Raw genomic sequence first — 15349 nt, 5'->3', positions numbered from 1 at the left:
CACCGACAACGGCGGAATCTTCGGACCCGGACGACTCATACCGAACCAACGACGAATCTCCGACTCAGGTCACTAGGACCGGACGCCGGTCGTCAGCTCGCCTCCCGCACCTCAACGCCCGACATGCCTCAAGGGGGCCCACAGCATGCCGCACAACAAGCTCACCCTCATGCCCGGCCGCATAGAGATTCTGCTGCCCGAGGGCTCCTGTCTCACGGACATCGAGAACGAGAGGCCGGAACAGCTCATCCCGTTCGGCTGCCGTTCCGGTGCCTGCGGGGCGTGTGTCATCGAAGTTCTCGACGGCGCCGCGTCGCTGGGGGAGCCCGACCCCGACGAGCGCGACTTCCTCGAGGACCTCGGCCGGGACGACGGCAGCCACCGGCTGGCCTGTCAGTGCCGCCTCGCCGGCGCCGCAACCGTCCGGGTGGCGCAGCAATGACTGCGGGCCGGACCGGGCACCGTGTCCCCTGCCTTTCGCGAGGAGTCCGGTGCTCCGGCACACAGTGATCCCCGGCGTGGCCGACCGGACGGTCACGCCTTCCGAACCTTCCCGCCCAACAACTTACGGAGGACTCATGGCACTGCTCAACCGGCACACCGCCCCCGCGCCTTCAGCCGCGGTGGCCTCCGACCCGCGCGCCACCATGGCCGTGCTGCCCCGCTGCTTTCAGTTCCCACTGACGATCCTCACCGGGAAGGCGTTATCCGGTCAGCCGTCCCCGGGATGGACGCCCACCTTCCACCTGGTGACGGCCACGACATCCTTGGTGGCCGGTGTCCTCCTCAGCGTCCTGGCGTACGCCCTGGGCGGGCCCTTCCTGCTGCTGCTCGTCGCCGGCTGGGCGGTGACGCTGCACGGGATGCGCAACCTGCGGATGATGATCTATCACCAGTGCTCCCACCGGAACATGTACCGGCGACGCGCCCTCGACCGGGCCGTTGGCCATGCCGTCTCGGCACTCCTGATCATCCAGAACTTCCAGCGGTACAGCCGTGAACACGTCAGCGACCACCACGCACTCGACCACATGACGCTGAAGGACCCCACGGTCCAGGCCTTCCTGGTCGGCCTGGATCTGCATCCGGGGATGAGCCGCCGGGCCATGTGGCGCAGGGTTCTCGGGAAACTCGTCTCCCCGCGCTTCCATCTCGTCTTCGCCGTCTCTCGCGCGCGCTCCTTCCGGAGCCAGGCGGCGCGCACCGAGAAGGCTGTGGCTCTTACGCTCTACGGCTCGCTCGCCCTGGTCACCGGCCTGACAGGTACCTGGCAAGCACTGCTTGTCATATGGTTTGTGCCCCTCGTCCCGCTGTTCCAGATCAGCAACACCCTGCGGCTGTGCGTCAAGCACACCTTCCCCGCACCCGGCGTCGAAGACCGCCGCAGCCGGGCGTACTTCGCCTCGCTGACCAACGCCATCTTCCTCGGTGACCCGGCCCCCGCGCCGCAGCTGCCGGCCTGGCGCCGCATGCTGGGGTGGGCGCGCTGGACCCTGCGACTGCTGTTCGTCCACGCCCCCTCGCGCTACCTCGTCCTGACCGGCGACACGGTCGTCCACGACTTCCACCACCGTCACCCGCGGGCCGGGGACTGGGCCAACTACATCTTCGCCCGCCAGAAGGACGCTGAGCACCTGGCGCCGGGGCAGCCGCCCTACCACGAAGTCTGGGGTCTGGTCCCTGCGATCAGCCACGTCTTCGACTCGCTGGCCGCCGCCGACCCCGAGGAGTTCGACATCAGCCGGCTCAGGTCGGTGAGCAAGCGGGAGCTTTTCGCCGCCTTCGACGACTGAGCGAACCACCGTCACTCCAACGCCCCGAACCAGGAGGCTCGATGCGTACTCTGCCCGACCAGCACTCCGCACCCCGCACCATAGTCCTCGGCGTGGCGGCCAGCGACAGTCACGCGGTCGCCAACCATCTCATCGCCCACTCCCTGCGCGCCCTCGGATACCACGTCGTCAACCTCGGCACCTGCACGACCGTCGAGGAGTTCGCCGAAGCCTGCGAGCGGTACCCCTCCGCCGAGGCAGTCGTCATCGGCAGCCTCAACGGCCATGTCCACGAGGACCTGCGCGGTCTGGACCGGGTCAAGCGGGAAGGCCGGATCACCTGCCCCGTGATCGTCGGCGGCAACCTCTCGGTGGGCAGCCACAAGGACGCCTCGGCACACGAGCGCCTGTTCGCCGCAGGAGTGGACCACATCTTGTCCGACGCCAGTGAACTGCCGGAGCTGCTGGACGAGTTGCGGACCGCCCGGCACGAGGCCCCGCTCACCGGCCTGGCGGCGTCATGAGCATCACGTCCCTGCCCACCGGCCGTACGGACGGCCCGCTCGTATGCGCCGGCTCGCTGCCGACCCCGGCCCAGTCGGCCAGGTACATCGCCGCCCTCGGCAAGCCGACCGCCGCCGAGGTCCTGCAGGACTGCAAGGACCGGGGCCGGGTCGCCCTTCAGCCGCGCTGCGGCGTGGGCGGCCACGAGGAGATGAAGCGGCTGCTGACCACCCTGGAGGCCGAGGCGGGCCCCGACATCCTGACGCTGACCATCGATTCCCACACCCGCCTCAAGCGCTTCGGCGAGGCCCGAAGGACCCTGCACCTGAGGCCGGCGGACCTGAACGGCTATCCCCTCGTCGCCCACGGGTGGCAGCGGGGACGGGCGCTGAACGAACTGGTGGACGCGCCACTGGAGATCCGGCACGGCTCTCCGGACGCCCGCCTGCTCTTCGACGTCTCCGTCGCCTCCGGCATCACGTCGTTCGAGGGGGGTGGCATCTCCTACAACCTGCCCTACTCCAAGGCTGTCCCGCTCGCCGAGTCGCTCACGGCATGGCAGGACGTCGACCGTGCCTGCGGCGAGCTCGCCGAGCACGGAGTGACCGTCGACCGGGAGCTGTTCGGGACGCTGACCGCGGTGCTCGTCCCGCCGTCCATCAGCCTCGCCGTCAGTGTGCTGGAGGCGGTGCTCGCCGCACGGGCGGGTGTGCGCTGCATCTCCGTGGCCTATCCGCAGGGGGGACACCTCGTCCAGGACGTGGCCGCCCTGCGCAGCATCCCGGTTCTCGCCGAGCGCTACCTCCCCGCCGATGTCCAGGTCCACGCGGTCCTGCACGAATTCATGGGGGTCTTCCCCCGCGAGCGCGGCAACGCCGAGGACCTCATCCTCTACGGGGCACTGGCGGCCCGGCTCGGCGGAGCCTCCAAGCTGATCACCAAGACCTACCAGGAGGCGTACGGGATCCCCGACACCGCGGCCAATGTCGCCGGGCTGCGGCTCGCGGACCGGGCCAACTCACCCCTGCTGGACTTCGTCTCGGTCGACGGCGCTCAGGTGGCCGAGGAACAGCGCTGGATTCTCGACGAGGTCGCCGACCTGGTCGAGCCGCTGCTGGAACAACCCGACCTGATCGGGGCGATCGTCGAGGCGTTCGCCGACGGCCGCCTGGACATCCCCTTCAGCGCCAGCCGATACGCCCGGTCCGACGTCATCCCGCGGCGCGACGCCACCGGCGCCATCCGGTACAGCACGACCGGAGCGCTGCCGTTCGCCAAGGACCGGCTCCGCCGCAACCAGGAGCTGCTGCACGCCGTCGACGGCCCCGGCGAGCCCGGCCTGGAGACCTTGATGGCCGGCCTCACCGGCGACATCAACTACTTCCGCGAGCTCTTCGGCGAAGGCGACCCCTACGCTGCCCCGGGACCTGTACGGTCCCGGATCACATCGGCCCCTACCCCCACCGCACCCCGAGAATCGAGGAACTGATGCGCGCCTTGCAGGTATTCCGCCCGGGCGGACCCGAAACGCTCACCGTCACCGACCTCCCCCGGCCGGAGCCCGCACCCGGTCACGTCGTGGTCCGCAACGAGGCCGTCGGCCTCAACTTCATCGACGTGTATTTCCGCGACGGCACCTACCCCGCGGACTACCCGTTCGTTCCCGGTCAGGAGGCCGCGGGAACCGTCACCGCGGTCGGTGAGGGAGTCACCGGCCTCGCTCCGGGTGACCGGGTCGCCTACGCGACCCAGCTCGGGGCCTATGCCGAGTACACGGCAGTCCCCGGGCACAAGCTGGTGCCCGTGCCCGGCGAGATCGCACTGACCGACGCGGCAGCCGTGCTGCTCCAGGGACTCGCCGCGCACTACCTGACCAGCACCACCCACCCAGTGGCTCCCGGCGAGACCGTCGTGGTGACCGCCGCCGCCGGCGGACTGGGACAGCTGCTGGTCCGGCTGGCCGCACACCGCGGTGCACGGGTCGTGGCGCTCGCCTCCACGAAGGAGAAGCGGGCCGCCGCTCTCGCCGCGGGTGCCGACCAGGCGCTGCCCTACGAGGACTTCGCGGCGGCCGTACGCGAACTCACCGACGGCCAAGGGGCCCATGTGGTCTACGACTCGGTGGGCGCGGCCACCTTCGAGGAGAGCGTCCGGGCACTTCGCCGCAGGGGCATGCTCGCCGTGTGCGGGCTGTCCAGCGGTCCGGTGCCGCCCGTCGACGTGGAACTGCTGCGCACGGCCGGCTCCCTGTACCTGACCCGGCCCACGCTCGCCGACCACGTCCCGGACAGGGCCTCGCTGAGGGCCGCAGCGGCCGAGGTGTTCGCGCGAGTCGCCGACGGCACCGTGCGGCCCGCGGTGGGCGAACGGCTGCCGCTGACCGAGGCCGCCCGGGCGCACACCCTGCTGGAGAGCCGGGCCACCACCGGCAAGGTCCTCCTCATCCCGTGACACGCGGACCCGGCCCCGCCACGCGCCGGACACACGATCGAGGAAGGACGACGTCATGAGCGTCGACATACGGACCCGGGAGGTCCGCGCCCCGTCGGGCAGCGGTTTACGCCGGGGCATCGGCGCGGTGCCCGCGCCGGCACTGATGCTGATCGGCATGGTGAGCACCCAGCTCGGTGCCGCCTTCGCCAAGCAGCTGTTCGGCACCGCGGGCCCCGCCGCGATGACCGTGCTGCGCCTCGGCTTCGCCGCGCTCGCACTGCTCCTGTTCTGGCGCCCGTCGTTGCGCCTGGACCGTCGTGCGACCAGAGCGGTCGCCGTTCTGGGCATCGCGATCGCCGGCATGAACCTGTGCTTCTACCTGGCCATGGCCCGCATGCCGGTCGGGGTCGCCTTGACCGTCGGAATGGCGGGCCCCCTCACCGTGGCGGCGCTGGCCTCACGACGGGCCCGGGACCGGCTGTGGGCCGTGCTCGCCGGGTGCGGCATCGCACTCCTCGGCTGGCAGGGCGGCGCCGCCGGGCTCTCCGGACTGCTGATCGCGCTGGTCTGCGCGGTCTTCTGGGGCGCCTACGTGCCCCTGTCGGCGCGGGTCGGTGCCCTGCTGCCCGGCGGGGGAGGACTCGCGCTCGCCATGGCCTTCGGCACGCTCTGCGCGCTGCCGGCCGGGCTGATCGAGGGCGGTTCCGCGCTGGCCGATCCGACGGTGCTCGCCCTCGGGTTCGGCGTCGCGATGCTGTCGTCCCTGGTGCCGTACACCTGCGAGATGGAGACGCTGCGCCGGGTTTCCGCGCTGGTCTTCGGGGTGCTGCTCAGCCTGGAACCGGCGATCGGCGCGCTGGTGGCCCTGCTCGTCCTGCACGAGACCATCTCGCTCCTGCAGACGCTCGGCCTTGCTGCCGTCGTCGTCGCGTCCATCGGGGTCATCCGCGGCACCCGGCGGGCCCCCGTCGAGCAGGAGGCGCGTTCACGAGACCTACCGGACCCGCGAGAAGAAGGACTACGACAGTGATTCACACGGGCAGGAACACGGCTCTGGCCGGCCGGCAGGAAGACGCCGAGGAGCTGAGGACGCTGGTGGACCTGGCGCTCGGCGCGTTACGGGACGCCTCCACCAAACGCACTGGACCTGTCGCGGCCGGCGGCCCCGGCGCGGCGGCCTCCGCTCTCGGACGGGTCCTCGACGGGGGAGGCTTCCTGACCGAGCGGCCCGAGCCCGAGCGGCTGACCGAGCTGTTCGAGGCCTACGCCGCCGGCGCGGTGGATCTCACGCATCCTGCCGCCGTCTCCCGTATGCAGTGCGCGCCCACCGCCGCCGCGGTTGCCGCGGAACTCCTTGCCGCCGCGCTCAACCAGTCGCTGCACGCCTGGGAGAGCGGGCCCTTCGCACTGGAACTGGAACGGCGGCTGATCGCCGAGATGGCGTCCTGGGCCGGCTTCGGCGCCAGGGCGTCGGGCACGCTCACCCCGGGCGGCAGCATCTCCAACCTGATGGGCCTGCTGGCGGCCAGGGAGCACGCACTGAGGCGGCACGGCGACGTGACCCGATCCGGTCTCACGGGGCTGCCCGTCGTGCCGAGGATTCTCTGCTCGGCGGCGGCCCACTTCTCCATCGCCCGCGCGGCCGGTTTCCTCGGACTCGGCCGGGACGCCGTGGTGACCGTTCCGGTGGACGAGCGTGGCCGGATGCGCGTGGCCGAGGCCCGTCGCATACTCGACGGCCTCACCTCGGACGAGGTGCCGCTGGCCATCGTGGCGACTGCGGGCACGACGGATCACGGCTCCTTCGATCCTCTGCCCGAGCTGGCCGACCTGGCCGCCGAGCGAGGCATCTGGCTGCACGTGGACGCCGCGTACGGCATCGGTGCGTTGTTCTCCCCGTCGCTCGCCCCGCTGCTCGACGGCCTGGACCGGGCCGACTCCCTCGCCTTCGACCTGCACAAGTTCGGCTGGTCACCTGCCTCCTCGAGTGTGCTGCTGGTACGCGACGCACAGCATCTGCGCTGCCTGGACCAGCAGGCCGTGTACCTCAATCCGTCGGACGACGAGGCCGCCGGTCTCACCTCGCTGCTCAGCACCTCGATGCAGACCACGCGCAGGTCGGACGCGTTCAAGATGGCCGCGTCCCTGCTGACACTGGGACGCGAGGGCATGGGCGCCTGGGTGGACCGCTGCCACGCCCTGGCCCGCCATGCGGCGGCCCGGATCGCGGCCCGGCCGGATCTGGAGCTGCTGGCCGAACCGGTGCTCAGCACGGTGATCTTCCGTTGCAGTCCTCCCGCCGAGGGCGTCCCCGACCCGAACGCCTGGAACGCCGCCGTCCGGCGCACCCTCCTTACGCGGGGCCGCGCGCTCCTGGCCCGCACCAAGGTGACAGGCACGGACGGCGAGCCCCGGGTCCACCTCAAGCTCGTCTTCCTCAACCCCGGCACCACCGAGGCGGACGTGGACGAGCTGCTGGCGGACGTCGCCGCCGTCGCCCGGGAACTGGCCGCCGCCGACCGGGAACCGGGCACGGACCACGACCGGCCTCCGGCCGACGACCGGCTCATGGCGTCATAGCGGGCCGCCGCCCGGCTGCGTTCAGCCGGGCGGCCGCATCGGGCCCGGAAACCGGCCCCTACCAGGTCCACCGGGCCTGCCGGCCGTAGAGCGGGTGGTCCGGGGGATGGGGTGGGGACGTTCCCGGGCGGAGGGGCCAGGCGATCAGCATGCCGGTGACGAAGCCGGCGACATGGGCCAGGTAGGCCACGGTGCCGGCCGCCGAGACGCCGGCGCCGGAGGAGTACACCGCCTGGAGGACGAACCAGGAGCCCAGCACCAGCCAGGCGGGCAGCCGCAGCGGCAGGAAGATCAGGAAGGGCACCAGTACCCACACCCTGGCCTTCGGATAGAGGACCAGGTAGGCGCCGAGGACCCCGGCGACCGCCCCGGAGGCGCCGATCAGCGGCTCGCCGGAATCCGCGTACACCAGGGCGAAGGCGTAGGTGGCCGCGTAGCCGCACACCAGGTAGAAGAGCAGGTAGCGGGTGTGCCCCATGCGGTCCTCGACGTTGTCGCCGAAGATCCACAGGAAGAGCATGTTGCCCAGCAGGTGCAGCCAGCCGCCGTGCAGGAACATCGCGGTGAGCACGCTCAGCTCGGGCGTCTTCTCGTAGCCCGGCGGGGCGACCACACAGCCAGGTCCCTGCGGGCCGACGCCCACGTCGCCCGTCGGCACCAGGCGCGGCCTCCGGTGGTGGATCAGCTCCTGGGGCACCACGGCGTAGCGCTCCAGGAACGCCTGGAGGTCGCAGAGCTGGGCCAGGCCGCTCTCCCCGGTGAGGGAGCCGGCGACGCCCGGCGTGAGGATCACGAAGACGATGAAGTTCGCGGCGATGAGCGCGTACGTCACCCAAGGGGTGCGGCGCGCGGGGTTCACATCATGGACGGGGATGACCACGAAGTGACTTGTGCCCGGTGCGGGCCCCGGTGAACACCAACGGCCGGCCGTGCGTATCTCACGTCAACCGCCCGCGGCGCGGGGAAGGGGCCGCGGGGCCGACGTGAGGAACAGGCGATGGACGAGCGAGTGACCCCTGCGGTGCAGGCGACGCCGGATGGGGAGGCCGAGCTCAGGCTCGTGGTGCGGCTGCCGTGGGAGGACGTGGCCCGGCTGGGCCAGGAGGCGGGGCGGCTGGCCGCCCAGACCCAGCGGGCGGTGACCCTGGACGAGGCGGTGAGTAACCGGCTGCGCTCGATCCGCACCACCGCCGCGCACGCCAAGCCGGCCGGGGAGCAGCCGCCCGCGGCGGTACCGTCCAGCGGGTCGGTCTCCTCGCTGCCCGGGGCCCGGCAGGCCATCGACCGGGTCAACGGGGCGAGCTGAGGCCCGCGGGCACCGGGTCGACGGGGCGAGCTGAGGCCTCCCTCCGCGGGCCCGGGCGGGGTGCGGGCACGCCTCAGTGATGCTGCGGGCACGCCTCAGCGCTGCTGCTCGACCGCCTGTGACGCCTTGCGGGCGGCCACCAGCACCGGGTCCCAGACCGGGGAGAACGGCGGGGCGTAGCCGAGGTCCAGGGTGGTCATCCGGTCCACCGTCAGGCCCGCGGTGAGGGCGACCGCCGCGATGTCCACCCGCTTCCCCGCGCCCTCCCGGCCGACGATCTGGACGCCCAGCAGCCGTCCGGTGCGGCGCTCGGCCAGCATCTTCACCGTCATGGGGAAGGCGTTCGGGTAGTAGCCCGCCCGGCTGGTCGACTCGATGGTGGCGGTGACGTACTGCAGGCCCGCCCGGTGCGCGTCCTTCTCGCGCAGGCCGGTGCGCGCGATCTCCAGGTCGCAGACCTTGCTGACCGCGGTGCCGACCACGCCGGGGAAGGTGGCGTAGCCGCCGGCCAGATTGGCGCCGATGATCTGGCCGTGCTTGTTGGCATGGGTGCCGAGCGGGATGTACCGCTCCTGGCCCAGCACCAGGTCCAGCACCTCGACGCAGTCGCCGCCCGCCCAGATGTTCTCGTGCCCGCGGACCCGCATCGACCGGTCGGTGAGCAGCCCGCCGTGGGCGCCGAGGGGGAGCCCCGCCGCGCGGGCCAGGGTGGTCTCGGGGCGTACGCCGATGCCCAGGACGACCACGTCCGCCGGGAACTCGGCGTCCTCGGTGCCGACCGCGCGCACCCGGCCGTCGTCCCCGGTGAGCACCTTGGTGACCTCCGCGCCGTTCACCATGGTGACGCCCATGCCCTCCATCGCCTCGCGCACCAGGCGCCCCATGTCGGGGTCGAGGGTGGCCATGGGCTCCTCGCCGCGGTTGACGACCGTCACCTCGTAGCCGCGCTGCAGCATCGCCTCGGCCATCTCCACACCGATGTACCCGGCGCCGACCACCACCGCGCGGCGGCCCCGGGTGCGCGACAGCGTGTCCAGCAGGGCCTGCCCGTCGTCCAGGGTCTGCACCCCGTGCACGCCCGGCGCGTCCACGCCGGGCAGGTCGGGCCGCAGGGGCCGGGCGCCGGTCGCGATCACGAGCTTGTCGTACGACGTCCAGGACTCGGCTCCGGAGTCGGCGTCCCGCGCGCGGACCCGCTGCCGGGCCACGTCGATCTCGGTGACCTCGGTGCGCAGCCGCAGACCGATGCCCCGGGCGCGGTGCTCCTCGGGTGTGCGGGCGATCAGCGCGTCCCGCTCGGGCACGGCCCCGCTCACCCAGTACGGGATGCCGCAGGCCGAGTAGGAGGTGAAGTGGCCGCGTTCGAAGGCCACGATCTCCAGCTCGTCCGGCCCCCTGAGGCGGCGGGCCTGGGACGCCGCGGACATCCCCGCGGCGTCCCCGCCGATCACCACCAGGCGTTCCCTCGCACCGCTCGGCTCGCTCTCGCTCACGCTCATGCGAACACGCTACGGGGGCGGGGCATGCCGGACCCGTTCCGTCGCCGTGCTTCGTTCAGTCGCCGTCCTTCTCCGTCTTCGTGCTCTGGACGCTCTGGGTGCCCTCGGCGGGTGCGGGCGGGGAGGCAGGGCCGGCGGGGCGCGGGCCGGGGACGGCCGCCGCGGGCGCGGGCTGCGGCAGGCGGGGGCGTACGACCTTGCGCCACAGCAGGATCAGCAGGACGAGCAGCGCGGCGAACGGCAGCACCGCGCCGACGGCCACCACGATCCAGCGCAGCATGGTCACGAACGCGTCCCAGCCGCCCGCGAGCGCGTCCAGGAAGCCGGGATCCTCGTCCTCCCCCTCCGCCTTCTTCACCGGCTTCTCGGACAGGGTGAGGGTGATGGTGGCCAGGCTGGTGCGGTCCTTCAGGGACTTCTGCCGGGCGAGCAGGGCCTCCAGATCGGCCTGCCGGGAGCTCAGTTCACCCTCCAGGGTGACGACGTCGCTGAGCTTGGTGGCCCGGTCCATCAGCTCGCGGATGCGGGCGACGCTGGCGCGCTGCGACTTGATGCGGCTCTCCACGTCGACCACCTGGTCGGTGACGTCCTCGGCCTTCGCCTCGCGCCGCACGAGCCTGCCCGTGCCCTCCAGGTCGGCCAGGACCTCCTCGTACTTCTCGGCGGGCGCCCGCAGCACCACCCGTGTGCGGCCGTGGCCCCGCGAGTCGCGGCTGGTGGTCTCGTCGCCGACGTAGCCGCCCGCGTTCTCGGTGGCGGTGCGGGCCTCGGCCAGGGCCTCGCGGGTGTCCTTGACCTGCACGGTGAGCTCGGCGGTGCGGATGACGTGGCCGGCGATCTGCTTCGGGGGCGCCGCCGGGGGTGCGGTCGCCCGCGCCCCGTCCGCGCCGGAGGCGCCCTGCCCGGCGCCCTCCGGCGCCGCCGCGCCCCGGTCGTCCTGCGCGGCGGACTTGCCGCCGCTGTCGTCGTTGGCACCGCTGCAGCCGGTCAGCGCGAGTGCCGCGGCCAGCAGGACACCGGCCAGGGCGTGGGCCGGTCGTACGGATCGTCGTGTGCGCATGGGCTCGTCCCCTGGGTCGGTGATCACTGACGTTCCTACGACGCCGCCGTGTCGTCGGACGTTCGCGCCGGGCGGTCCCGATGCGGTCACGGTAGGGACTCGGCAGGGCCACATGGCCCTGGCGGCCGGGACCCAGGCGTCTGAGAAGGTGGAGCCATGAACGGATCACCCACCGGCGCCGGCGCGTCCGCCGGCGCGGGGCAGCAGCATGTCGTCGTCCTCGGAGCCGGGATCGCGGGACTGGCGGCCGCGCACCGGCTGCTGCAGCGCGGGGCACGGGTGACGGTGCTGGAGGCCGCGGACCGGGTGGGCGGCAAGCTGCTGCCCGGCGAGATCGCCGGAGCGCGCGTCGACCTCGGCGCCGAGTCGCTGCTGGCCCGCCGCCCCGAGGCGGTCACCCTCGCCCGTGAGGTGGGGCTCGCCGGGAATCTCCAGCCCCCGGCGACCGCCACGGCCTCGCTGTGGACCCGCGGCGCCCTGCGCCCCATGCCCAAGGGCCATGTCATGGGCGTCCCCGGCTCCGCCTCCGCCCTCGCCGGTGTGCTCTCCGAGGAGGGGCTCGCCCGGATCGAGCGGGACGCCGAGCTGCCGCGCACCGAGGTCGGCGACGACGTGGCGGTGGGCGAGTACGTGGCCGCGCGGGTCGGCCGGGAAGTGGTCGACCGGTTGGTGGAGCCCCTGCTGGGCGGGGTGTACGCGGGCGACGCGTACCGCATCTCGATGCGCTCGGCCGTGCCGCAGCTGTTCGAGGCCGCCCGCACCCACACCTCCCTGACCGAGGCGGTCCGCCGGATCCAGGAGAGGGCGGCGCAGGCGCCCGCCGCCGGCCCGGTGTTCATGGGCATCCGCGGCGGCATCGGCTCGCTGCCGCTCGCGGTGGCCGAGTCCGTGCGGGCCCGCGGCGGGCGGATCCTGACCGGGACGCCGGTGACGGAGCTGCGCAGGACACCGCAGCCGGGCCACGGGACCGGGGCGCCCGGCGCCACCGGGGACACCCGGCGGTCCGGCGGCTGGCGGATCGTCGCCGGCGGGCGCGAGCTGCACGCCGACGCGGTCGTCGTCGCCCTGCCCGCCCCGGCGGCCGCCCGCCTGCTGCGCGCGGAGGCGCCCGGCGCCGCCGCCGAGCTGGCCACCGTCGAGTACGCCTCCATGGCGCTGATCACCCTGGCCTACCGCCGCGCGGAGACCGCGCTCCCCGAGGGCAGCGGCTTCCTGGTGCCGCCGGTCGACGGCCGCACCATCAAAGCGGCCACCTTCGCCTCCGGCAAGTGGGGCTGGATCGCCGAGGAGAATCCGGGCCTGGTGGTGGTGCGCACCTCGGTGGGCCGGCACGGCGAGACGGAGATCCTCGGCCGGGACGACACCGAACTGGTCGCCGTCTCCCGGCGCGACCTCGCGGCGGCCACCGGCCTCGACGCCGCCCCCGTCGCCGCCCGCGTCACCCGCTGGCAGGACGGACTTCCCCAGTACCCGGTCGGCCATCACGCCCGCGTGGCCCGCATCCGCGACCACGTCGCGAAGCTCCCCGGCCTGGCGGTGTGCGGCGCGGCCTACGACGGCGTCGGCATCCCCGCCTGCATCGCGAGCGCGTATGCCGCCGCCGACCAGATCCAGGGCGACCTGGACGCGGTGCGGGAGCTCACCGCCCACCCGGTGCAGAGCCTTCACGGAGGAGCAGGAGAATAAGGGACATGAGTGACGACGCCACCACCCCCGCCCCCGACCGGATCCCGAACAAGGGCAAGCTGGCCAAGGACCTCAACGAGGTCATCCGCTACACCCTCTGGTCCGTCTTCAAGCTGAAGGACGTGCTGCCGGAGGAGCGCGGCGGGTACGCCGAGGAGGTCCAGGAGCTGTTCGACCAGCTCGCCGCCAAGGACATCACGATCCGCGGCACCTACGACGTGTCGGGCCTGCGCGCGGACGCCGACCTCATGATCTGGTGGCACGCGGAGACCTCCGACCTGCTGCAGGAGGCGTACAACCGCTTCCGTCGCACCAAGCTGGGCCGTTCCCTCACGCCGGTCTGGTCCAACATGGCGCTGCACCGCCCGGCCGAGTTCAACCGCTCGCACATCCCGGCGTTCCTCGCCGACGAGACGCCCCGCGCCTACGTCAGCGTCTACCCCTTCGTGCGCTCCTACGACTGGTACCTGCTGCCGGACGAGGACCGCCGCCGCATGCTCGCCGACCACGGCAAGATGGCCCGCGGCTTCCCCGACGTGCGCGCCAACACGGTCGCCTCCTTCAGCCTCGGCGACTACGAGTGGATCCTCGCCTTCGAGGCCGACGAACTGCACCGCATCGTGGACCTGATGCGCCACCTGCGCGGCTCGGAGGCCCGGATGCACGTCCGCGAGGAGATCCCCTTCTTCACCGGCCGCCGCAAGGACATCGCCGAACTCGTGGCCGACCTGGCCTGACGCACGAGGCGCCGGCCGTACGGTTCCGTCCCGCGGATCCGTACCGGCCGGCGCTCGTCGCGTGCGGGACCGGCGGGGTCAGGGCAGGGGCCGCACCGGTACGGTCTTCCCGGCCGGGGTGCCCGGCCGCGGCTGACCGGACGCCGCCCTCGGCCGCGGTTCCGGGTGCGCCGCGCAGGAGGCGCTGCGGCCCGGCACCCGGCCCTCGAGCAGGTACGCCTCCATGTGCCCGTTCACGCAGGGGTTCGCCCCGCCCGCGATGCCGTGGGTTCCGGCGTCCCGCTCGGTCACCAGCGCCGAGCCCCCGAGCCGGCGGTGCAGCTCCAGCGCCCCGCCGTACGGGGTGGCCGCGTCCCGCTCCGCCGCCAGGATCAGCACCGGCGGCAGCTCACCGGCGCCCGTGTGCACCTCCATCGGCCGCTGCCGCGGCGCCCGCCAGTAGGCGCAGGGCAGATTGGTCCACACGTTGTCCCAGGTCTCGAAGGGCGCCCGGCGGGCCAGCCGGGTGTTGTCGCGGTCCCACACCGCCCAGTCGGTGGGCCAGGGCGCGTCGTTGCACTCCACGGCGAGATACACCGCCCGCGCGTTCTCCTCCTCGGCGGCCGTCTCCGGGTGCTGCTCGGCCTGGTCGATCAGCGGCTGCGGATCGCCCTTCAGATACGCCGACAGGGCGTGCGCGCGATACGGCCAGAAGTCGTCGTAGTACCCGGCCCGCAGCATCGCCGCATGCAGCTGCCCCGGCCCCACCTTCCCGCCGGCCGGCTCCTTCGCCAGCCGGGCGCGCACCTTCTCGTAGGCCCGCTGCACCTTCCGCGGGGTGCCGCCGAGCCCGTAGACCTCGTGGTGACGGGCGGTCCACGCGCGGAAGGCGGCCCAGCGGTCCTCGAACGCCGCCGACTGGTCGAGGTTGTTGCGGTACCAGATCTGCGCCGGGTCCGGGTCGACCGCCGAGTCGAACACCATCCGCCGGACATGACCGGGGAACAGCGTGGCGTACAGCGCCCCGAAGTACGTCCCGTAGGACGCGCCCACGAACGTCAGCCGCCGCTCGCCGAGCGCCGCGCGCAGCACGTCCAGGTCCCGGGCGTTGTTGAGCGAGGTGTAGTGCCGCAGCCGGTCGCCGGCCCGCTCGGCGCAGCCCCGCGCATACGCCTTGGCCTCCGCGATGCGCTTCTTCTTGTACGCCGGTGACGGGTGCACGGGGGCCTGGGTGGGCCCGTCGAAGAACGACTTCGGGTCCTGGCAGGACAGCGGGGCCGAACCGCCCACCCCGCGCGGGGCGTAGCCGACCAGGTCGTAGGCCGCGGCGATGCGTTTCCACTCGGGCAGCAGGCCCACCAGCGGGAAGTGCATGCCGCTCGCGCCCGGCCCGCCCGGGTTGTAGACCAGGGCGCCCTGACGGGGGACCAGATGCTTGCTGTTGGCGGGGTCCTTGCCCGTGGCGGGGACCCGGCTGACGGTCAGCCGGATCTGCTCGCCGTCCGGCCGGGCGTAGTCCAGCGGGACGCGCACGGTGCCGCACTCGATGCTCCCCGGCAGCTCGTCGGCGTCGGGGCAGCGGCCGAACGTGATGCCTTCCGAGGCGGCCCGCCGCGCGGCGACCGCCGTGCCGCGCGCCTCGGCCGCGCCGGGGGCCGGGGCCTGCCCGGCGGCCCGGGCCTTCCCGGAGGGCGGGGCCGTGCCGGGGGCGGCAGCGGCGGTGGCGCCGCCGGCCGGGGCGGGGGGCAGGGCGGTGAGCAGCAGGGGCCCGGCGGGCGCGGGGGCGGCGGCGG

14 protein-coding genes are annotated in these 15349 nt (G+C 73.1%); 10 read left to right on the top strand and 4 right to left on the bottom strand.

All coding sequences use genetic code 11. From position 1 onward, the window contains the following. Positions 1 to 145: 145 nt before the first annotated feature. From ABD198_RS28970 to ABD198_RS28940, 7 genes are all read left to right on the top strand, one after another. Positions 146 to 442: a 2Fe-2S iron-sulfur cluster-binding protein gene (locus tag ABD198_RS28970; RefSeq protein ID WP_344007413.1), complete on the top strand. Its 297-nt coding sequence runs from the start codon at positions 146 to 148 to the stop codon at positions 440 to 442. 136 nt (positions 443 to 578) lie between these two features. Beyond that, positions 579 to 1793 (top strand): fatty acid desaturase, encoded by a 1215-nt coding sequence (locus ABD198_RS28965; protein WP_344007411.1) that lies wholly within the window; start codon positions 579 to 581, stop codon positions 1791 to 1793. A 41-nt stretch (positions 1794 to 1834) separates the two neighbouring features. Continuing rightward, positions 1835 to 2296 (top strand): cobalamin-dependent protein, encoded by a 462-nt coding sequence (locus ABD198_RS28960; RefSeq protein ID WP_344007409.1) that lies wholly within the window; start codon positions 1835 to 1837, stop codon positions 2294 to 2296. After that, positions 2293 to 3765: a methylaspartate mutase gene (locus ABD198_RS28955; RefSeq protein WP_344007407.1), complete on the top strand. Its 1473-nt coding sequence runs from the start codon at positions 2293 to 2295 to the stop codon at positions 3763 to 3765. Before ABD198_RS28960 ends, ABD198_RS28955 begins: the two co-directional genes overlap by 4 nt. Beyond that, on the top strand, positions 3765 to 4727 hold the full coding sequence (locus ABD198_RS28950) for a quinone oxidoreductase family protein (RefSeq protein WP_344007405.1): 963 nt from the start codon (positions 3765 to 3767) through the stop codon (positions 4725 to 4727). The genes ABD198_RS28955 and ABD198_RS28950 overlap by 1 nt, the downstream gene beginning before the upstream one ends. Before the next feature lie 55 nt (positions 4728 to 4782). Beyond that, positions 4783 to 5739, top strand: coding sequence for an EamA family transporter (locus tag ABD198_RS28945; RefSeq protein WP_344007403.1), 957 nt, complete (start codon positions 4783 to 4785; stop codon positions 5737 to 5739). After that, positions 5736 to 7289, top strand: a complete 1554-nt coding sequence (locus ABD198_RS28940; protein ID WP_344007401.1) for a pyridoxal phosphate-dependent decarboxylase family protein — start codon at positions 5736 to 5738, stop codon at positions 7287 to 7289. The genes ABD198_RS28945 and ABD198_RS28940 overlap by 4 nt, the downstream gene beginning before the upstream one ends. A gap of 58 nt (positions 7290 to 7347) precedes the next feature. On the opposite strand, the gene ABD198_RS28935 is transcribed toward ABD198_RS28940, so the two are convergent. Next, on the bottom strand, positions 7348 to 8169 hold the full coding sequence (locus tag ABD198_RS28935; protein ID WP_344007399.1) for a rhomboid family intramembrane serine protease: 822 nt from the start codon (positions 8167 to 8169) through the stop codon (positions 7348 to 7350). A 117-nt stretch (positions 8170 to 8286) separates the two neighbouring features. Between ABD198_RS28935 and ABD198_RS28930 the strand changes: the two genes are divergently transcribed. Next, on the top strand, positions 8287 to 8595 hold the full coding sequence (locus ABD198_RS28930; protein WP_344007397.1) for a hypothetical protein: 309 nt from the start codon (positions 8287 to 8289) through the stop codon (positions 8593 to 8595). Between the two features lie 95 nt (positions 8596 to 8690). Here ABD198_RS28930 and ABD198_RS28925 read toward each other — a convergent pair whose 3' ends face one another. Together ABD198_RS28925 and ABD198_RS28920 are read right to left on the bottom strand one after the other, a co-directional pair. Then, positions 8691 to 10094: an FAD-dependent oxidoreductase gene (locus ABD198_RS28925; RefSeq protein ID WP_344007395.1), complete on the bottom strand. Its 1404-nt coding sequence runs from the start codon at positions 10092 to 10094 to the stop codon at positions 8691 to 8693. Between the two features lie 55 nt (positions 10095 to 10149). Continuing rightward, a complete protein-coding gene (locus ABD198_RS28920) occupies positions 10150 to 11154 on the bottom strand; it encodes a DUF4349 domain-containing protein (RefSeq protein WP_344007393.1) in 1005 nt (334 codons plus the stop codon). Between the two features lie 156 nt (positions 11155 to 11310). On the opposite strand from ABD198_RS28920, the gene hemG reads away from it, so the two are divergent. Beyond that, complete coding sequence (gene hemG / locus ABD198_RS28915; RefSeq protein ID WP_344007391.1) at positions 11311 to 12840, top strand: protoporphyrinogen oxidase; 1530 nt, start codon at positions 11311 to 11313, stop codon at positions 12838 to 12840. 5 nt (positions 12841 to 12845) lie between these two features. Beyond that, the gene (gene hemQ / locus ABD198_RS28910) at positions 12846 to 13577 is read left to right on the top strand and encodes a hydrogen peroxide-dependent heme synthase (protein ID WP_344007389.1); all 732 of its coding nucleotides are present in this window, start codon (positions 12846 to 12848) and stop codon (positions 13575 to 13577) included. 78 nt (positions 13578 to 13655) lie between these two features. On the opposite strand, the gene ABD198_RS28905 is transcribed toward hemQ, so the two are convergent. Continuing rightward, positions 13656 to 15349: alpha/beta hydrolase (locus tag ABD198_RS28905; RefSeq protein ID WP_344007387.1), on the bottom strand; the 1694-nt coding region annotated here is incomplete at its 5' end.

Source organism: Streptomyces thermocarboxydovorans (assembly GCF_039524635.1).
Classification (GTDB): Bacteria; Actinomycetota; Actinomycetes; order Streptomycetales; family Streptomycetaceae; genus Streptomyces; species Streptomyces thermocarboxydovorans.
This window is presented reverse-complemented; position numbering and strand designations above follow the sequence as displayed.

What these genes read in the sequence shown, in the direction of transcription:
- ABD198_RS28970 (WP_344007413.1), top strand. Translation starts at nt 146, where the DNA reads ATGCCGCACAACAAGCTCACCCTCATGCCCGGCCGCATAGAGATTCTG.
- ABD198_RS28965 (WP_344007411.1), top strand. Translation starts at nt 579, where the DNA reads ATGGCACTGCTCAACCGGCACACCGCCCCCGCGCCTTCAGCCGCGGTG.
- ABD198_RS28960 (WP_344007409.1), top strand. Translation starts at nt 1,835, where the DNA reads ATGCGTACTCTGCCCGACCAGCACTCCGCACCCCGCACCATAGTCCTC.
- ABD198_RS28955 (WP_344007407.1), top strand. Translation starts at nt 2,293, where the DNA reads ATGAGCATCACGTCCCTGCCCACCGGCCGTACGGACGGCCCGCTCGTA.
- ABD198_RS28950 (WP_344007405.1), top strand. Translation starts at nt 3,765, where the DNA reads ATGCGCGCCTTGCAGGTATTCCGCCCGGGCGGACCCGAAACGCTCACC.
- ABD198_RS28945 (WP_344007403.1), top strand. Translation starts at nt 4,783, where the DNA reads ATGAGCGTCGACATACGGACCCGGGAGGTCCGCGCCCCGTCGGGCAGC.
- ABD198_RS28930 (WP_344007397.1), top strand. Translation starts at nt 8,287, where the DNA reads ATGGACGAGCGAGTGACCCCTGCGGTGCAGGCGACGCCGGATGGGGAG.
- ABD198_RS28925 (WP_344007395.1), bottom strand. Translation starts at nt 10,094, where the DNA reads ATGAGCGTGAGCGAGAGCGAGCCGAGCGGTGCGAGGGAACGCCTGGTG.
- ABD198_RS28920 (WP_344007393.1), bottom strand. Translation starts at nt 11,154, where the DNA reads ATGCGCACACGACGATCCGTACGACCGGCCCACGCCCTGGCCGGTGTC.
- hemG (WP_344007391.1), top strand. Translation starts at nt 11,311, where the DNA reads ATGAACGGATCACCCACCGGCGCCGGCGCGTCCGCCGGCGCGGGGCAG.
- hemQ (WP_344007389.1), top strand. Translation starts at nt 12,846, where the DNA reads ATGAGTGACGACGCCACCACCCCCGCCCCCGACCGGATCCCGAACAAG.